Source organism: Ruegeria sp. YTSC106 (genome assembly GCF_059609765.1).
Map to the genome: position 1 here is coordinate 129678 of NZ_JBXWMI010000004.1, position 16575 is coordinate 146252.

Annotated in this window: 17 protein-coding genes and 2 tRNA genes; 12 read left to right on the forward strand and 7 right to left on the reverse strand. The window is 57.8% G+C overall.

What is annotated here, in order from left to right; translation table 11 throughout:
* Positions 1–129 precede the first annotated feature (129 nt).
* Positions 130–1041, forward strand: a complete 912-nt coding sequence (locus tag AC2FEB_RS07215) for a pirin family protein (RefSeq protein WP_496674954.1) — start codon at positions 130–132, stop codon at positions 1039–1041.
* A gap of 21 nt (positions 1042–1062) precedes the next feature.
* Here AC2FEB_RS07215 and AC2FEB_RS07220 read toward each other — a convergent pair whose 3' ends face one another.
* On the reverse strand, positions 1063–1650 hold the full coding sequence (locus AC2FEB_RS07220) for a TetR/AcrR family transcriptional regulator (protein ID WP_117869430.1): 588 nt from the start codon (positions 1648–1650) through the stop codon (positions 1063–1065).
* 102 nt (positions 1651–1752) lie between these two features.
* On the opposite strand from AC2FEB_RS07220, the gene AC2FEB_RS07225 reads away from it, so the two are divergent.
* From AC2FEB_RS07225 to AC2FEB_RS07250, 6 genes are all read left to right on the forward strand, one after another.
* A complete protein-coding gene (locus AC2FEB_RS07225) occupies positions 1753–2001 on the forward strand; it encodes a hypothetical protein (protein WP_496674952.1) in 249 nt (82 codons plus the stop codon).
* A gap of 127 nt (positions 2002–2128) precedes the next feature.
* Positions 2129–3415 carry a homoserine dehydrogenase gene (locus AC2FEB_RS07230; protein WP_496674950.1) on the forward strand — a complete coding sequence of 429 codons (1287 nt, stop codon included), beginning with the start codon at positions 2129–2131 and terminating at the stop codon, positions 3413–3415.
* Between the two features lie 69 nt (positions 3416–3484).
* Complete coding sequence (gene glpX, locus AC2FEB_RS07235; RefSeq protein WP_117869433.1) at positions 3485–4468, forward strand: class II fructose-bisphosphatase; 984 nt, start codon at positions 3485–3487, stop codon at positions 4466–4468.
* Between the two features lie 91 nt (positions 4469–4559).
* A complete protein-coding gene (gene recJ / locus AC2FEB_RS07240) occupies positions 4560–6302 on the forward strand; it encodes a single-stranded-DNA-specific exonuclease RecJ (RefSeq protein ID WP_496674948.1) in 1743 nt (580 codons plus the stop codon).
* Positions 6303–6400: 98 nt separating this feature from the next.
* Positions 6401–6475: transfer RNA gene (locus AC2FEB_RS07245), tRNA-Glu, on the forward strand.
* 24 nt (positions 6476–6499) lie between these two features.
* A tRNA-Glu gene (locus AC2FEB_RS07250) sits at positions 6500–6574 on the forward strand.
* 66 nt (positions 6575–6640) lie between these two features.
* Here the strand turns inward: AC2FEB_RS07250 and AC2FEB_RS07255 are convergent.
* The 6 genes from AC2FEB_RS07255 to AC2FEB_RS07280 form a co-directional block, all read right to left on the reverse strand.
* A complete protein-coding gene (locus AC2FEB_RS07255; protein ID WP_496674877.1) occupies positions 6641–7438 on the reverse strand; it encodes a DeoR/GlpR family DNA-binding transcription regulator in 798 nt (265 codons plus the stop codon).
* Between the two features lie 131 nt (positions 7439–7569).
* Complete coding sequence (locus AC2FEB_RS07260) at positions 7570–7998, reverse strand: ATP synthase beta subunit C-terminal domain-containing protein (RefSeq protein WP_496674875.1); 429 nt, start codon at positions 7996–7998, stop codon at positions 7570–7572.
* On the reverse strand, positions 7935–8951 hold the full coding sequence (locus tag AC2FEB_RS07265; RefSeq protein WP_496674890.1) for a V-type ATP synthase subunit A: 1017 nt from the start codon (positions 8949–8951) through the stop codon (positions 7935–7937). The genes AC2FEB_RS07260 and AC2FEB_RS07265 overlap by 64 nt, the downstream gene beginning before the upstream one ends.
* On the reverse strand, positions 8842–9384 hold the full coding sequence (locus AC2FEB_RS07270) for a V-type ATP synthase subunit D (protein ID WP_496674873.1): 543 nt from the start codon (positions 9382–9384) through the stop codon (positions 8842–8844). The genes AC2FEB_RS07265 and AC2FEB_RS07270 overlap by 110 nt, the downstream gene beginning before the upstream one ends.
* Positions 9362–9805 (reverse strand): ATP synthase beta subunit C-terminal domain-containing protein, encoded by a 444-nt coding sequence (locus tag AC2FEB_RS07275; RefSeq protein WP_496674888.1) that lies wholly within the window; start codon positions 9803–9805, stop codon positions 9362–9364. Before AC2FEB_RS07275 ends, AC2FEB_RS07270 begins: the two co-directional genes overlap by 23 nt.
* A gap of 11 nt (positions 9806–9816) precedes the next feature.
* On the reverse strand, positions 9817–10722 hold the full coding sequence (locus AC2FEB_RS07280; protein ID WP_496674872.1) for a hypothetical protein: 906 nt from the start codon (positions 10720–10722) through the stop codon (positions 9817–9819).
* Positions 10723–10965: 243 nt separating this feature from the next.
* Between AC2FEB_RS07280 and AC2FEB_RS07285 the strand changes: the two genes are divergently transcribed.
* From AC2FEB_RS07285 to AC2FEB_RS07305, 5 genes are all read left to right on the forward strand, one after another.
* Positions 10966–12705: an ABC transporter substrate-binding protein gene (locus tag AC2FEB_RS07285; RefSeq protein ID WP_117869438.1), complete on the forward strand. Its 1740-nt coding sequence runs from the start codon at positions 10966–10968 to the stop codon at positions 12703–12705.
* Positions 12706–12791: 86 nt separating this feature from the next.
* Positions 12792–13841 (forward strand): ABC transporter ATP-binding protein, encoded by a 1050-nt coding sequence (locus AC2FEB_RS07290; protein ID WP_496674870.1) that lies wholly within the window; start codon positions 12792–12794, stop codon positions 13839–13841.
* Position 13842: 1 nt separating this feature from the next.
* A complete protein-coding gene (locus AC2FEB_RS07295; protein WP_496674868.1) occupies positions 13843–14919 on the forward strand; it encodes an ABC transporter ATP-binding protein in 1077 nt (358 codons plus the stop codon).
* Positions 14916–15779 carry a carbohydrate ABC transporter permease gene (locus AC2FEB_RS07300; protein WP_117869440.1) on the forward strand — a complete coding sequence of 288 codons (864 nt, stop codon included), beginning with the start codon at positions 14916–14918 and terminating at the stop codon, positions 15777–15779. The genes AC2FEB_RS07295 and AC2FEB_RS07300 overlap by 4 nt, the downstream gene beginning before the upstream one ends.
* A complete protein-coding gene (locus AC2FEB_RS07305; RefSeq protein ID WP_117869441.1) occupies positions 15776–16573 on the forward strand; it encodes a carbohydrate ABC transporter permease in 798 nt (265 codons plus the stop codon). The genes AC2FEB_RS07300 and AC2FEB_RS07305 overlap by 4 nt, the downstream gene beginning before the upstream one ends.
* The last annotated feature ends 2 nt before the right edge of the window (positions 16574–16575 follow it).

The window sequence follows — 16575 nt, forward strand, 5'->3', positions numbered from 1 at the left end:
TTAGCGACTTTCCAGCGGAAACAACAGGGCTTTGGTCACGCAGCAAATTTGCACAGGTCCGGTTAGTTCACGCAAATTGACCGCATTCACGCAGAGGTTACATGCTGATCAAACGAACCGGAGGCCAACATGTCCCTTAGACCTACATTGGAAACACGCAGGGCCACCCCGACAATGGAAGGGGCTGGCGTGAAACTTCACCGCGCATTCGGGTTTCAGGACCCGTCAGAACTTGATCCTTTTCTGCTGTTCGATGACTTCAGAAATGAACGGCCTCAGGACTATCAGGCCGGTTTTCCCTGGCATCCGCATCGCGGGATCGAGACGATCACCTATGTTCTGGCCGGATCTGTGGAGCATTCGGATTCGCTGGGCAACACCGGCACTCTGGGCGCCGGTGACGTACAATGGATGACAGCGGGGTCCGGTATCCTGCATCAGGAGATGCCCCAGGGAAACACCTCGGGGCAGATGCACGGGTTTCAACTTTGGGGCAACCTGCCTTCGGATCAGAAGATGACTGCCCCGCGCTATCAGGATGTTCAAAGCAAGGACATCCCCGAAGTCACTGATGACGACGGCACGACCGTTCGGGTGATTGTCGGCGATTTCTGGGGCAAGACCGGCCCCGTGGATGGCATCGCGGCAGATCCACAATATCTGGACATCTCGGTCCCCGCAGGTTTGAAAAAGACCTTCCGCATTGACACTTACCGTCGTGCCTTTGCCTATGTGTTTCAAGGTCAGGCAGCCTTTGCAGATGCATCACAACCGTCCGGTGTGCTGCTGGAGAAAGAGGTCGCCGGGCAAGAGATGAATATCCGGGATATGTCGGGCGACCGCACGCTTGTCCGTTTCGGGACGGGGGACGAAATCACCGTTCAGGCTGGCCCCGAAGGCGTGCGGTTTCTGCTGATCTCGGGGGCTCCGATCAATGAACCCGTCGCCTGGCATGGCCCGATCGTGATGAACACGCGGGCCGAACTTGAACAAGCCTTTCGGGACCTGCGCAACGGGACCTTCATTCGCCCTGCGCACTGACACTGTGACGGTCTGGCCGTGTCAGGCCGTCACCGCCTTATGCACCATGTTCCAATAGATCTGTTCAACCTCGTCCAGTGACAGCCGCCCTCCGGACCTGTACCAGGTCATCACACCGTTCAACATGGCAATCACCGCCAGCGTGGCGATCTTGGTGTCCGGTATTGCAAACTGACCAGCCTGTTGGCCAGAGTGAAGGATGTCTTCCAACGCGTTTTCGTACTGACGCCGAAGGTCTTCGATTTCGGCGAAGTTTTCGGGTGAGAGGTTGCGCAGTTCCATATAGGCGATGAACACTTCGTCAGGGCGTTGCAGATGGAAACGAATGTGAAAGCCAACAAATCGGCGCAACGCTTGCTGACAGTCATCGCAGCGCTCCAGCGCGTTGAGCGCTGAAAGCAGCTCCTGCATATGTTCCCGCATTAACCGATACAGCAAACTCTGCTTGTCCGGCGTGTAATTGTACAACGCCCCCGCTTGAACGCCGACCTCTTTCGCGATCTGTCGCATCGAGACCGCTGCATAGCCGTGGCGGGCAAACAGGTTCAGGGCCGCCTTTCGGATGCGCGGGCCTGTAATATCAGAGTGGGAGCCTTGAGTACGTGCCATGCGCCCACAGTATCTGAACAAATGTTCATATAGAACCCCGCTTGATCGACGTCAGTAAAAGGTGCATCACGAAAGGACGAGCGAAACCGAAAAGCGTGCCACATGAAACTGCTGCCTGTTCTGCCTATTATTCTTGTGTTTGCCGGGTGTTCAGACTTTCCCGAACTTGAAGGAAGTGAACCGGCCTCGGTCAAATCGGCCCCCTACCCGCGTCTTGTCCCGTTGCAGGAAACTTTGGGGCCTTCTATTGACCCCATCAGCCAGGCCGCAGAGGTGGAAGAAGACCTGACGCAGCGCAGCGAGGCGCTGGCTAAAAAGGCCCAGGCGCTGCAAAACGCGCGAACCAACTAAAGCGCGACATTTCATGCCTACAATCCCCCGGTGACGGATTGCACCCTTGGCCTGAACCCGATAAGGCAGCGCTGATCGGGCGGGCGTCCGATTTCAGATAAGTTTCGAGCGAAAAGGAACCCACGAAATGACACAGGCACTGCGGCTGGGAATTGCGGGCTTGGGAACTGTCGGCGTGGGTGTCGTCAAGATTGTCCGCCGCCATGCAGAGTTGCTGAAGACACGCACGGGCCGATCGATTGAAATCGTGGCCGTATCTGCACGGGATCCAAACAAAGACCGTGGCGTGAACCTGTCAGATTATGCGTGGGAAACCGACCCGGTTGCGCTGGCAAAACGCGACGATATCGATGTCTATGTCGAACTGATGGGCGGCGAAAACGGCCCTGCCAAAGCCTCGGTCGAAGCCGCGCTGGCCAGCGGTAAAGATGTCGTGACCGCCAACAAGGCGTTGCTGGCTATTCACGGGCAGGAACTGGCCGAACAGGCCGAAGCCGCAGGTCGCGTCATCCGGTTTGAGGCCGCAGTCGCGGGCGGTATCCCCGTAATCAAATCCCTGACCGAAGGGCTGGCCGGAAACGAGATCACGCGTGTGATGGGCGTGATGAACGGCACCTGCAACTACATTCTGACCCGGATGCAATCGCAGCGTCAGGGCTATAACGCCCTGTTCGACGAATGCGCCGAACTTGGGTATCTTGAGGCCGACCCCAATCTGGATGTCGGTGGCATCGACGCCGCGCACAAACTGGCTTTGCTGGCCTCGATTGCTTTTGGCACCAAGCCGAATTTCGACGGGATCGAAATCGAAGGCATTCAGCAAATCAGCCTCGACGATATCGACCAGGCCGAGGATATGGGCTTCCGCATCAAGCTGCTGGGCGTGGCACAGCGCACTGCGCGCGGGCTGGAGCAGCGCATGCAGCCTTGCCTTGTGCCCAGCGACTCGCCGTTGGGTCAATTAGAAGGCGGCACCAACATGGTGGTGATCGAAGGCGACGCGGTGGAACAGGTTGTTCTGCGTGGCCCGGGTGCAGGCGAAGGCCCGACCGCCAGCGCCGTAATGGGCGACGTCTGCGATCTGGCACGTGGGTTGCAAATCCCGACCTTTGGTCGACCGGCCAATTCGCTGGAAACCGCGGCCCCCGCTGTCACCGGTCTGCCGGCGCCTTATTATCTGCGGCTGGGCCTGTTGGACAAACCCGGTGCTCTGGCCAAGGTTGCAGCCATTCTGGGCGATGCGGGTGTCTCGATTGACCGGATGCGCCAGTATGCCCATGCCGAAAGCACAGCGCCTGTGTTGATCGTTACCCACAAAACCACCCGCGCCGCGCTGGACGTCGCGCTGGACCGGTTCCGGGAAACGGATGTGGTAGCTGGCGACCCCGTCGCTTTGCGGATTGAAGAGGTTTGAACTTGCGGCCTGCATGAAACGCAAGCTATGCCGATAGAAACGGCTTTAATGACCAGAGGATACTGAACAATGAGTGCTGCCAAAACCGATTTCAACGACCGCCTGCTGTCTCTGGGGCTGGCAAGGGTGGCAGAACAGGCTGCGCTGGCCTCGGCTTTTCTGGTTGGGCGTGGTGACGAGAAAGCCGCCGACCAGGCCGCCGTAAATGCGATGCGCGAACAGCTGAACATGCTGGACATTGCTGGCGTCGTGGTGATCGGTGAAGGTGAACGCGACGAAGCTCCGATGCTTTATATCGGCGAAGAAGTCGGCACCGGAAACGGCCCTGGCGTGGACATCGCGCTGGACCCGCTGGAAGGCACAACGCTGACCGCCAAGGATATGCCCAACGCACTGACCGTGATTGCAATGGGTCCTCGCGGTTCCATGCTGCACGCGCCGGACGTTTACATGGACAAGCTGGCCGTTGGTCCGGGCCTGCCCGAGGGTGTCGTCAATCTGGACATGTCTCCGCGTGAACGCGTTGAGGCACTGGCCAAGGCCAAAGGCTGCAAACCGGCCGACATCACCGTCTGTATTCTGGAACGTCCCCGTCACGAGGCGATGATTGCCGAAGTACGCGAAACCGGAGCCTCGATCCGCCTGATCACCGATGGTGACGTGGCGGGCGTCATGCATTGCGCTGAAAGCGAAGTGACCGGCATCGACATGTATATGGGCCAGGGTGGCGCGCCCGAGGGGGTGTTGGCTGCTGCTGCGCTGAAATGCATGGGCGGTCAGATCTTTGGTCGCCTGTTGTTCCGCAATGATGACGAACGGGGCCGTGCTGCCAAGGCCGGCATCACTGATCTGGACCGGGTATATTCGCGCGATGAGATGGTGACTGCGGATGTGATCTTTGCCGCTACAGGCGTAACCGGCGGCTCTCTGTTGCCGCGCATCAAGCGCGAGCCGGGCTGGGTGGAAACCACGACGCTGCTGATGCGGTCAAAGACCGGGTCCGTGCGCCGCATGTCGTATCGTACTCCCACTTGGCCGCACGATAACGCTTAACGGCTTGCGCCGTTGCCTTCGGCCTGCATAACTTGAAGAAACGAAAAGGCCGGGTCCGCGAGGGTCCGGCCTTGGCACATAAGAGGCATGGATGAGTTTTCTTGGGGTTGAGCAATCATTGACAGGTCGGCGCTGGGTTGGCCCAGGAGCCGAGGTGGAACGGGCTGCCGAGATGATGGCGCAACAGACCGACCTGCCTCGTGCGGTATGTCAGGTTCTGGCCCGTCGTGGCGTGCCGGTCATGGAGGCGCGCGGCTTCCTGGATCCAAAACTCAAGGAACTGCTGCCCGATCCTCGCGACATGAAAGACATGGAAGCGGCGGCGACACGCTTCCTGGACACCGTGCGTCGTCGCGAGAAGATCGCGGTGTTCGCAGATTACGATGTTGACGGCGGCAGTTCTGCCGCGCTGCTGTTGGTTTGGCTTCGGCATATGGGATTGCAGGCGACGCTTTATGTGCCGGATCGGATTGAAGAGGGATATGGTCCCAATGCCCCGGCAATGCGAGAGCTGGCAGCCAGCCACGATCTGATCATTTGCGTCGATTGCGGCACCCTCAGCCATGAACCGATTGCCGCAGCCAAGGGTGCGGATGTAATTGTGCTGGATCATCACCTCGGCGGCGAAACCCTGCCGGACTGCGTTGCCGTCGTGAATCCCAACCGGCAGGATGAAAGCGGTGATCTGGGCTATTTCTGCGCGGCGGGTGTCGTGTTTCTGATGTTGGTCGAAGCTGGGCGCCAAATGCGCGAGGCGGGCGCAAAGGGGCCTGACCTGATGTCGATGCTGGACCTGGTGGCCCTGGCAACCGTGGCTGACGTCGCGCCTCTGATCAGTGCCAATCGCGCCCTTGTTCGACAAGGCCTGAAAGTGATGGCGCAAAGGCAACGCCCCGGACTTGTCGCATTGTCCGATGTCTCACGCATGGATACGGCGCCTAACAGCTATCACCTAGGTTTTCTGCTTGGTCCCCGCGTTAACGCGGGCGGTCGCATCGGACAGGCCGATCTGGGTGCCCGCCTGCTGAGCACGGATTCCCTGCCCGAGGCACAGGCCCTGTCCGAACGGCTGGACGCGTTGAACACAGAACGCCGGGACATTGAAAATGCCGTACGCGCTGCAGCAATGGAACAGGCCGAAGGCCGCGGGCTCGACGCGCCACTGGTCTGGGCAGCCGGTGAAGGCTGGCACCCCGGTGTGGTGGGCATCGTGGCGTCTCGATTGAAGGAAACCGCCAACCGTCCGGCCATTGTGATCGGTTTTGACGGTGATGAGGGCAAAGGCTCGGGCCGCTCGGTCTCGGGTGTGGATTTAGGGGCGTCGATCCAGCGGCTCGCGGCTGAAGGGTTGCTGGTCAAGGGTGGCGGCCACAAGATGGCCGCTGGACTTACCGTCATGCGCGACAAACTGGAACCTGCCATGGAACGTCTCAGTGAATTGCTGGTAAAACAAGGCGCAGGTCAGGGCGGCCCGGCGGATATGAAGCTGGACGGTGCCCTTATGCCGGGTGCGGCGACAGTGGAACTGGTCGAACAGATCGAACAGGCCGGACCGTTTGGTGCCGGAGCCCCCGCCCCGCGATACGCGCTTCCGGATCTCCAGGTGCGTTTTGCCAAACGTGTGGGGGAAACGCATCTGAAGCTGTCGTTGTCCGATGGCATGGGCGGCGGGCTGGATGCGATTGCCTTTGGTGCCTTTGACGGTCCGATGGGCGAGAAACTGTCAAATCATGGTGGCGCACGCTTTCATTTTGCAGGCCGACTTGAGGTGAACACCTGGGGTGGGCGCCAATCCGTGCAACTCAGGCTCGAGGACGCGGCAGAGGCAAGTTGACGTCTCGCCCAGATGGGCCAAAAAACTTTCAACTCCCTGCGTTTTTCGGCTTGCGGGGGTCACAGTGAAACCGTAAAAGGCCCTCCACAAGCCAGCGTGGCCCGTTCGTCTATCGGTTAGGACGCCAGGTTTTCAACCTGGAAAGAGGGGTTCGATTCCCCTACGGGCTACCACTTGTGCTTGCGTCACTCTCATGTGGCCCGTTCGTCTATCGGTTAGGACGCCAGGTTTTCAACCTGGAAAGAGGGGTTCGATTCCCCTACGGGCTACCATTTCCCCGCATCTTCAGCCTTTGCTTTCTGATCTGACAATTGGCCTTTTCTGACGCGTGGTTGATGTCACGCCGCATCAGATCCACCTGCTTTCGCAACCTGTACGTCAATGCCCCAACGGTCAAAGGACTTGGCCATCGCCCCTTTCGGTGCCGCATCTGTCACAATCGCGTGCACCAGACGCGGATCTGGCCCGACATAAGGGGCCATATTGCCAAATTTGAAATGCGCAGCAGCCATGACAACGTGATCCGCCTGACCAGCCACGACCGTGGCAAGATCTGCCTCCGCCGGGCTGTGATACAGAAACCCCTTGCTGTCCGAGATCGCATCCGTGCTGAGGATCGCAAGATCAAACGCATATCGTTGCAATTGCCTCTGGGCGACGTGGCCGAACGTGCCCCTCTCATCACTTTGCAGCTCTCCGCCCAGCAGATGCACACGGTTTCCATTGATCCCTGCCAAGGTCTGCACAACACCGATAGAATTGCTGACAACCGTCAGGCGGCTGGCCCGGCGCAATTCCTCGGCAACAAAGGCGGTGGTCGAGCCGACATCCAGAAAAACCGTCATCTGATCCCGGGCCATTTTGGCCGTATGAGCCGCGATTAGACGCTTTTCGTCGGCATGTTGCGAAATTCGGCGAAAGAAACCGGGATCACCTTGCGCCCCGGCAAGGTAGGCACCGCCATGAACGCGCTCGATCGTGCCCGCCTTGGACAGGGACTTGATCGTACGTCGCACCGTTTCTTCGGACACACCCAGCACATTCACTAAATCAGAGTTTCGCGCTGCCCCGCCCAGACGCCGCAATGCGTCAAGCAATTCCAGTTCACGATGGGTGTTTGGGGCTTTTTTCTTCACTGTCAGCTCCGAATATTCGGTTTCGCATCATAAGGGCATGGATCGTCGCACACGACAAGCCGGTGACACGACTGTGCGGCGAGGTATTTCCAGCCTTCGGGGATCGCCGGAACGAACCGGAGTTATCTGTCTCAGACCCCAAGCTTTTCTCGGCACAGGTTTTCGATCTTATGCCAGGTGGATTTGTATTCGGGTGTGTTTTCTGCCGCATAGTGAAAGTTCTTCATCAACCCGGTCAGTTGCGTGAACACCTGTCGGGCCTCGGCCTTGTCGACATAAATTGCTGTGGATTGCGCCACATCGTGCACAAGCTTGAACGTCATTATTTGCCGTTCGAGTGGCACGGTCGCATCGACTTTGTCAAATGCGTCCTGCTGCAAGTAGACCATGTCAACGAACAACGCTTTTTGTTGGGTTACAAAATCGTCAATCGTGACACCCTCTTCCCCAGTGACCTGCATCATCTGATCGACCTGTTCACCTTTTTCGATCAGCGTCAGAAGCTCACGTACTTTGCCCGTCCACCCCGGTTCGGCGTTCTTGTCGTACCAGTCGGACAATTGGTCAGTATACCGGGACCAGCTGAATACCGGGACCAGCTGAGCATCGGGTCGACTGCCGGAAAAAACCGCTTGTAAGCCCGTTCAGATGACAACCCGAGGAAGCACTTGACCGTCGACAGGGTTGACTGGGCTACCGGCTCGTCAAAGTTGCCGCCAGCAGGCGAAACCGTACCGATCAGTGTCAGGCTGCCGAAATCGCCGTCATTTGTTTTCAACGTCCCGGCGCGTTCGTACAGACCCTTGATCGAGCTTTCCAGATAGGCCGGAAACCCTTCTTCGCCCGGAATTTCCTCGAGCTCGCCAGAGGTTTCACGCATGGCTTGCGCCCACCAGCTGGTGCTGTCGGCGATTAACAGAACGTCATACCCCATCTGACGGTAGTATTCCCCCAACGTTATTCCGGTGAAGATCGACGCCTCGCGCGCGGCAACCGGCATGGACGACGTGTTACAGATGATGATCGTCCGATCCATCAGGCTGCCGCCGGTGGTCGGATCGGTCATCTTCGGGAATTCCTCGATGGTCTCTACCACCTCACCCGCGCGCTCGCCGCAGGCCACAACGATCACGATATCCACTTTTGCGTTCCGTGCGATCGGGTTTTGCAGCACGGTTTTACCCGCTCCGAACGGCCCAGGAATACAGGCCGTGCCACCGCGTTCAATCGGAAAGAACGTGTCAATCAGTCGTTGCGAAGTCAGAACCGGTTCCGTCGGATACAACCGCTCGGACAGTGCGCGCTTCAGTACATTTTCTGGCAGTGGTCGCCGAACCGGCCATTTCTGCGAGAGTGTCAGCGTATGCTCACCACCGATTTCGTCTTCCAGACGGGCCACGATGTCATGGATCGTGGCCGCGCCTTTTTGCACCCAGACTACCATGTACACGCTGGTCCAGTTGAACGGCAGCATGATCTTGTGGCTGAGATGGCCTTCGGGTACTGTTCCAATGCTGTCCCCAGCAGTGACCGTGTCGCCCACCTTCACTGACGGCGTAAAGGACCATATCGTGCAGCAACCGAGCAGCGACATCGACCCAATGGAGTTTGGCCAAAACGGGATATGGACGCACGACAACGTCGATCCGGACCAGGTCGGGCATCTTGACACCCACCACGTTGACCTCCTTGACCTTGTAATCCCTGAGCTCGACCAGCCCCTCCAAATCAATGCCCTGTTGGGCCAGCATCGGTAGCTTTTCTCCTACCTGCTGCGAAAGGACCTGCAATTCGTGCTCAAGCCGCTTGACTTCTTCCCGAGCCCTGACCCGTTCGGCCATCAACTGTTGCCGTTTCAGGTCCAAAGACGGCAGGAACCGCTCATAGCTTTTTAGCTGTGTCTGCTCGCGTGCAAGCGATGATTTATTCAGCTGCAACCGCGCCATTGGCATCCTTCGGGAAATACTTGTCGATCAATGCCTGCTTCATAAGCAACTGTTCCGGCGCAAAGCACTCTGCCAGTGTCTTCCAACCCAGATCCAGCGCCTCTTCCAGCGGGATCGAAACATTGATGTCCATGAACCGAGACCGGAACAGGCCGCCGAATTTCAACAACTGGTGATCGTAGTCCGACAGATCGAAGGCCATCGCCTGTTTTTGCACGGCATCGCGGCTTTCAGAATAGAAACGGATCATCGTGTTCATGATCTGCCCGCGATCTTCGCGGGTGGTCTTGCCGATCACGTTCTGTTTGAGGCGCGACAGGCTGCCAAACGGATCGATCACGCCGGAATGCAAATAGAACTGCCCTTCGGTGATATAGCCGGTGTTGTCAGGTACCGGGTGGGTTACATCATTTCCGGGCATAGTCGTGACGGTCAGAACCGTAACCGACCCGCCTTTGGCATAGTCACAGGCTTTTTCGTATCGCGCGCAAGCTGGGAATACAGGTCCCCCATATAGCCGCGCTGAGAAGGCACCCTTTCCTGACTGATACCAACCTCTTTCATTGCATCAGCATAGGCGGCCATATCTGTCAGCAAGACCAGCACGCGTTTGCCCTCTTCCACAGCAAACTTCTCGGCCACCGCCAGCGACATGTCCGGCACCAGCAGACGTTCGACCAAAGGATCAATCGCCTGGTTGACGAACATGACGGTGCGCGAAAACACGCCCGCATCTTCGAACGAGGTGCGGAACGTGTGGTAGTCGTCAAAAATTAGTCCCAGCCCGCCAAAGACCACGATATCTGCGTCTGCCTGGATACCGATTCGGCTGAGGAAAGCATTGAATGGCTCGCCAGAAACCGAGAAAATCGGAATATTCTGGCTCTCGACCAAAGTGTTGAACACATCGATCATCGGCACATCTGTCCGAATCATTTTATTCGGAACCGCTCGTTCCGCCGGGTTGACGGTCGGTCCGCCAATATCGATATGCGGCTCCGCAGACAGGTCGGGGCCTCCATCAATGGCAACACCGGCGCCATCAAAGACCCGCCCCAGAATGTTGGCCGAATAAGGTGTCTGCATCGGATGACCGAGAAAGGTTGCCGTTGCTTCGGTCGATATTCCCTTGGTACCCGAAAACACCTGCAACATGACGACATCCCGGTCGATGAAGATCGTCTGGGCCAGTGATTTTCGGCCATTTACCGTCTCGATCACAGCAAGGTCGTTGAACCGAACAGCCGGTTCACGAGTGTCCTCGATTGGCACACGAACCTTGATTGTGTCCCCGACAATTTCCAGAACACGCGTGTACTTCAACAGACTTCGGGACATTGCCTGCCCTCACTGTTCCAAGTCGTTTTCCGCAATTCGGGCTGCACGGTTCAGCGGTAATTTTTGTATAAAAAATGGCAGCTTACAGCGAATTCACAAATTGGTAAATGAGTTCAGCCCCCCTCTTTCGGGATGTCTGAACGTCAATTACTAAATTTTTAGTTTGACACGTACGCAAGAAATCGCTGATGCTGTCCGGCATCCGGTTTCTGCCGGAGAACCATAATTTTTGGGAGGAGACAGATGCGGAGACATCTACTTTCCGCAGTGGCGGCGGCTGCCGTCATTGCGGGGCACGGTCCTGTTTGGGCCGACGAAGCCGCAGCACAACGCTGGATCGACGACGAATTCCAGCCATCGACCTTGTCGAAAGACGAACAGATGGGTGAAATGCAGTGGTTCATCGAGGCTGCACAGCCTTACGCTGGCATGGAAATCAACGTCCTGTCCGAAGGCATTCCGACCCACTCTTACGAATCCGAGGTCCTGACCAAGGCATTCGAGGAAATCACCGGAATCAAGGTCAACCACCAAATCCTCGGCGAAGGCGAAGTGGTTCAGGCTGTTCAGACCCAGCTTCAGACAGGTCGGAACCTGTATGACGGCTATGTCAATGACAGTGACCTGATCGGCACGCACTCGCGTCTGCAACTGGCTTATCCGCTGACCGACATGATGGGTGGTGATTGGGCGGCGACGACTTCGCCGACACTGGATCTGGATGACTTCATGGGCATTCAGTTCACCACGGGTCCGGACGGAAAGCTGTATCAGCTGCCCGATCAGCAGTTTGCGAACCTCTACTGGTTCCGCAAGGACTGGTTCGATGATGAGGCGAACAAAGCCGCGTTCAAAGAGAAGTACGGCTATGATCTGGGTGTCCCGGTCAACTGGTCAGCCTATGAGGACATCGCCGAGTTCTTCACCAACGATGTGAAAGAAGTCGATGGCACCACGATCTATGGTCACATGGATTACGGCAAACGTGCGCCTGACCTTGGCTGGCGTATGACTGATGCGTGGCTGTCGATGGCCGGTGCCGGTGATGTGGGCGAACCCAATGGTATCCCTGTCGACGAATGGGGCATCCGCATGGAAGCGGGCACCTGTAACCCTGTTGGCGCTTCGGTGTCACGCGGCGGTGCTGCAAACGGTCCGGCTGCGGTCTATGCGATCCGCAAATGGGATGAATGGCTGCGGGCCTATGCGCCTCCGGGTGCTGCGTCTTATGACTTCTATCAGTCGCTGCCCGCGCTCAGCCAAGGCAACGTGGCCCAGCAGATCTTCTGGTACACCGCCTTTACCGCCGACATGGTGAAGCCGAAGTCTGAAGGCAATAACACTGTGGATGACGAAGGCACACCGCTGTGGCGGATGGCGCCCAGCCCGCACGGCCCCTATTGGGAAGAAGGCCAGAAGGTTGGGTATCAGGACGTGGGCTCCTGGACCTTCCTGAAATCGACCCCTGCGGATCGCGCTCAGGCGGCGTGGCTATACGCTCAGTTCGTGACGTCCAAAACTGTCGATGTGAAGAAGTCCCATGTGGGTCTGACCTTCATCCGTGACAGCTCGGTCAATCACGAATCGTTCACCGAACGCGCACCCAAGCTGGGTGGTCTGGTCGAGTTCTACCGCTCGCCTGACCGTGTGGCATGGTCGCCGACCGGCATCAACGTGCCGGATTATCCGAAGCTGGCCCAGATCTGGTGGCAGCAGATCGGTGACGTGAACTCGGGTGCCTTCACCCCGCAAGAGGCGATGGATCGTCTGGCCGAAGAGATGGACATCACCATGGCCCGCATGCAGGCAGCGGATGAAAGTGCCGGTGTCTACGGTGGCTGTGGCCCGCGCCTGAACGAGCCGCAGGATCCGTCCTTCTGGCTGGAGAAGCCGGGCTCGCCCAAGGCCAAGCTTGAGAACGAAAAGCCGCAAGGCCAGACCGTCAACTATGACGAACTGGTTCAGCGCTGGCAGTCTCAGTAAGCTGTTGAAACCGGGGGTGCCGTTTGCGGCATCCCCACATCAAGACCAAGACAGCGCGACGCGCTGCGGGATCGGAACCCACAGACATGATCGAACTTCAAGACGCGACCAAACGGGTCGGCAACGTCAACCATATCAAACCCACGTCACTGACCTTGCAAACCGGCCATTTCAATGTGCTGCTGGGTGCCACCGGGTCAGGCAAGACCTCTCTTATCAAGATGATGGCCGGTCTGGATCCGATAGCCTCGGGCAAGGTCATTATGGATGGCCAGGACGTCACGCGGCTGAACACGCAAAAGCGACAAATCAGCCTCGTGCACCAGTTCTTCGTGAACTACCCGCATATGACCGTATTCGACAACATCGCCTCTCCTCTGCGTGTAGCAGGCATGGCGCAGTCCGAAATCCAGGGCCGCGTTGAAGAGGCTGCGGACCTGCTGCAATTACGCCCCATGCTGCACCGTCGGCCGCACGAGCTGTCGGGCGGGCAACAGCAACGGACCGCACTGGCGCGTGCCATCGCGAAGGAAAGCCGCGCCGTGTTCCTCGACGAACCGCTGGCCAACCTTGATTACAAACTGCGTGAAGAACTGCGCGAGCAGCTTCCCGACCTGTTCGCTGGTCGCGGGGCTGTTGTGGTCTACGCCACCTCGGAACCCGAAGAGGCCCTTTTGCTGGGCGGCTACACCGCCCTCATGGAAGATGGCCGTGTGACCCAATTCGGTCCGACTGCCGACATCTACCGAAACCCTGAAAACATTGCCGCCGCACGTGTGTTCTCGGACCCGCCGATCAACGTTGCCCAAGTAACAGTATCAGGCGCTCAGGCGCAGTTGGCTGGCGGCGGCGGCTGGTCCGTCACGGATTTGGTGGATGGAGAGTACATGGTCGCCGTGCGCCCTCACCGCGTGACGCCATTCCGAACATCTGACACGGATGTCGAGCTGACGGGCCGCGTTATCGTAACCGAACTCTCAGGTTCGGATTCCAGCGCGCATTTCCAGCATGGGGATGACGCCTGGGTATCATTGGCTGCTGGCGTTCACCCCTATCAGGTGGGTGAAGATCACAGTTTCTACATGAACCCGGCCCATTGCCGGTATTTCGGCCAAGACGGCAAAAGGGTGGCCTGACATGGCACAGATCAAGCTTTCAAACCTTCGACATAGCTACATGCCCGCGCCAAAAGGCCCAGAGGACTATGCGCTGAAGGAAATCGACGTGACATGGCGTGATGGTGGGGCGTATGCACTGCTGGGGCCGTCAGGTTGCGGCAAGTCCACACTCCTCAACATCATCTCCGGCCTGCTGACCCCGTCCGAGGGGCGTATCCTGTTCGATGATCAGGATGTAACGGCCCTACCCCCGGATCAGCGCAACATCGCGCAAGTGTTTCAGTTCCCGGTGATCTACGACACCATGACCGTCGGCGAAAACCTGGCTTTTCCGCTGAAGAACAGAGGCGTTGATGCCGCTACGGTCAAGCGCCGTGTCAATGAAATTGCTGAGATGCTGGATGTCACGGATATGTTGGGCACCAAGGCCTCGGGCCTGAGCCCGGACAACAAGCAGAAAATCTCGATGGGCCGTGGCCTTGTTCGTGATGACGTGAACGCTGTGATGTTCGATGAGCCGCTGACCGTGATCGACCCCCATCTGAAATGGAAGCTGCGGTCCAAGCTGAAAGAACTGCATCAGCGCGTGCAAGCCACCATGATCTACGTGACCCATGACCAGACCGAGGCGTTGACCTTCGCCGATGAGGTTGTCGTTATGCAGGACGGTGAAGTGGTTCAAATCGGCACGCCGGTCGAACTGTTCGAGCGTCCTCAGCACACTTTTGTCGGCCACTTCATCGGCTCGCCCGGTATGAACGTTCTTCCGTGTGAGGCCAAAGGCGACCGCGCCATCTTTGAAGGGCACGAAATCATGCTGGAAGGCCCCGCGCATGGTGACGGCGGCCACACTGATCTGGGTATTCGCCCGGAATATGTGGGCTTCGGCGAGACCGGCATCCCCGCGCATGTGACCAAAGTATCGGACATCGGCCGCCATTTTGTGGTTAGCGCGATGGTCGGAAACACCGCCCTCAAGGCTGTAACCGAACACAGCGTGCCCGAGCCGGGCTCGCAGGTCTTCCTGCAATTCAAACCCGAACAATCCCGCGTCTATCGGGACGGCTGGATCGCAACCGAGGAGCGGGCGAAATGAGAACAGAAAACCAAAAGGCGTGGTTCTTCGTCCTTCCGGTCTTGGCGCTGGTCGCGTTCAACGCGCTGGTGCCGATGATGACTGTGGTCAACTATTCGGTGCAGGAAACCTTTGGCAACAACCAGTTCTTCTGGGAAGGGCTCGGCTGGTTTGAACAAATCCTGAGATCAGACCGTTTCCAGGCCGCTTTGGGACGGCAGTTCCTGTTTACCTTCATGATCCTGATCATCGAGGTGCCCTTGGGTATCATCGTCGCGCTATCCATGCCGCGTAAAGGCTTTTGGGTGCCGGTCTGTCTGGTTCTGATGGCTCTGCCGATGCTGATACCGTGGAATGTGGTGGGCTCGATGTGGAACATCTTTACCCTGCCCAAGATCGGCCTGCTTGGATACTTCCTAAATGACGTTTTGGGCATCAACTATGACATGACCCAACAGCCTCTGTCGGCCTGGATTACGGTCATTGTGATGGACGTCTGGCATTGGACCTCACTGGTGGTGCTGCTTTGTTACGCGGGCCTCGTGTCGATCCCTGACGCTTATTATCAGGCGGCCAAGATCGACGGTGCCAGCCCTTGGTCGGTGTTCCGCTACATCCAACTGCCCAAGATGAAGACAGTTCTGACCATCGCAATTCTTTTGCGGTTCATGGACAGTTTCAACATCTATACCGAGCCTTTCGTACTGACCGGCGGTGGCCCCGGCAACTCGACCACCCTACTGTCGATCGACCTGGTGAAGATCGCGTTGGGACAGTTCGACCTTGGCCCGGCGGCGGCGATGAGTCTGATCTATTTCGCCATCACATTGCTTGTGTCGTGGCTCTTCTACACTCTGATGACAAAGGATGACGCAGAATGAAAAAGCGTTCCCTCATCCCGATCCTGTACATCGCGTTCCTGATGCTGCCGATCTATTGGCTGGTGGCGATGTCCTTCAAGACCACGAACGAGATTCTGTCGGGCTTTTCCCTGTTCCCCCAGACATTTACGCTGGAAAATTACATCACGATCTTCACTGATCCGACCTGGTACTGGGGCTACATCAACTCGATCGCTTATGTGACTCTGAACACGGTACTTTCGGTTTGTGTCGCACTGCCTGCTGCCTATGCTTTCTCTCGCTACAGGTTCCTAGGTGACAAACAGCTGTTTTTCTGGCTGCTGACCAACCGGATGGCTCCGGCTGCGGTATTTGCGCTGCCATTCTTTCAGCTCTACTCTTCCATCGGTCTGTTCGACACGTATCTGGCCGTGGCTCTGGCACACACGCTGTTCAATGTGCCGCTGGCGGTTTGGATTTTGGAAGGCTTTATGCGCGGCATTCCAAAGGAACTGGACGAAACAGCCTATGTCGATGGCTATTCCTTCCCGCGCTTCTTCGTGACGATCTTCCTGCCGAATATCAAAGCTGGCGTCGGCGTCGCGGCCTTCTTCTGCTTCATGTTCTCGTGGGTGGAAATGCTGTTGGCCAAGACCTTGACGGCGGTCGAGGCCAAGCCCATCGCCGCCGTGATGACCCGCACCGCATCCAGCGCGGGGTACGAATTGGGCCTGCTTGCCGCCGCCGGCACCCTGACCATCATCCCCGGCGCCATCGTCATCTGGTTTGTCCGCAACTACATCGCGCGTGGTTTCGCGATGGGACGTGTGTGAGG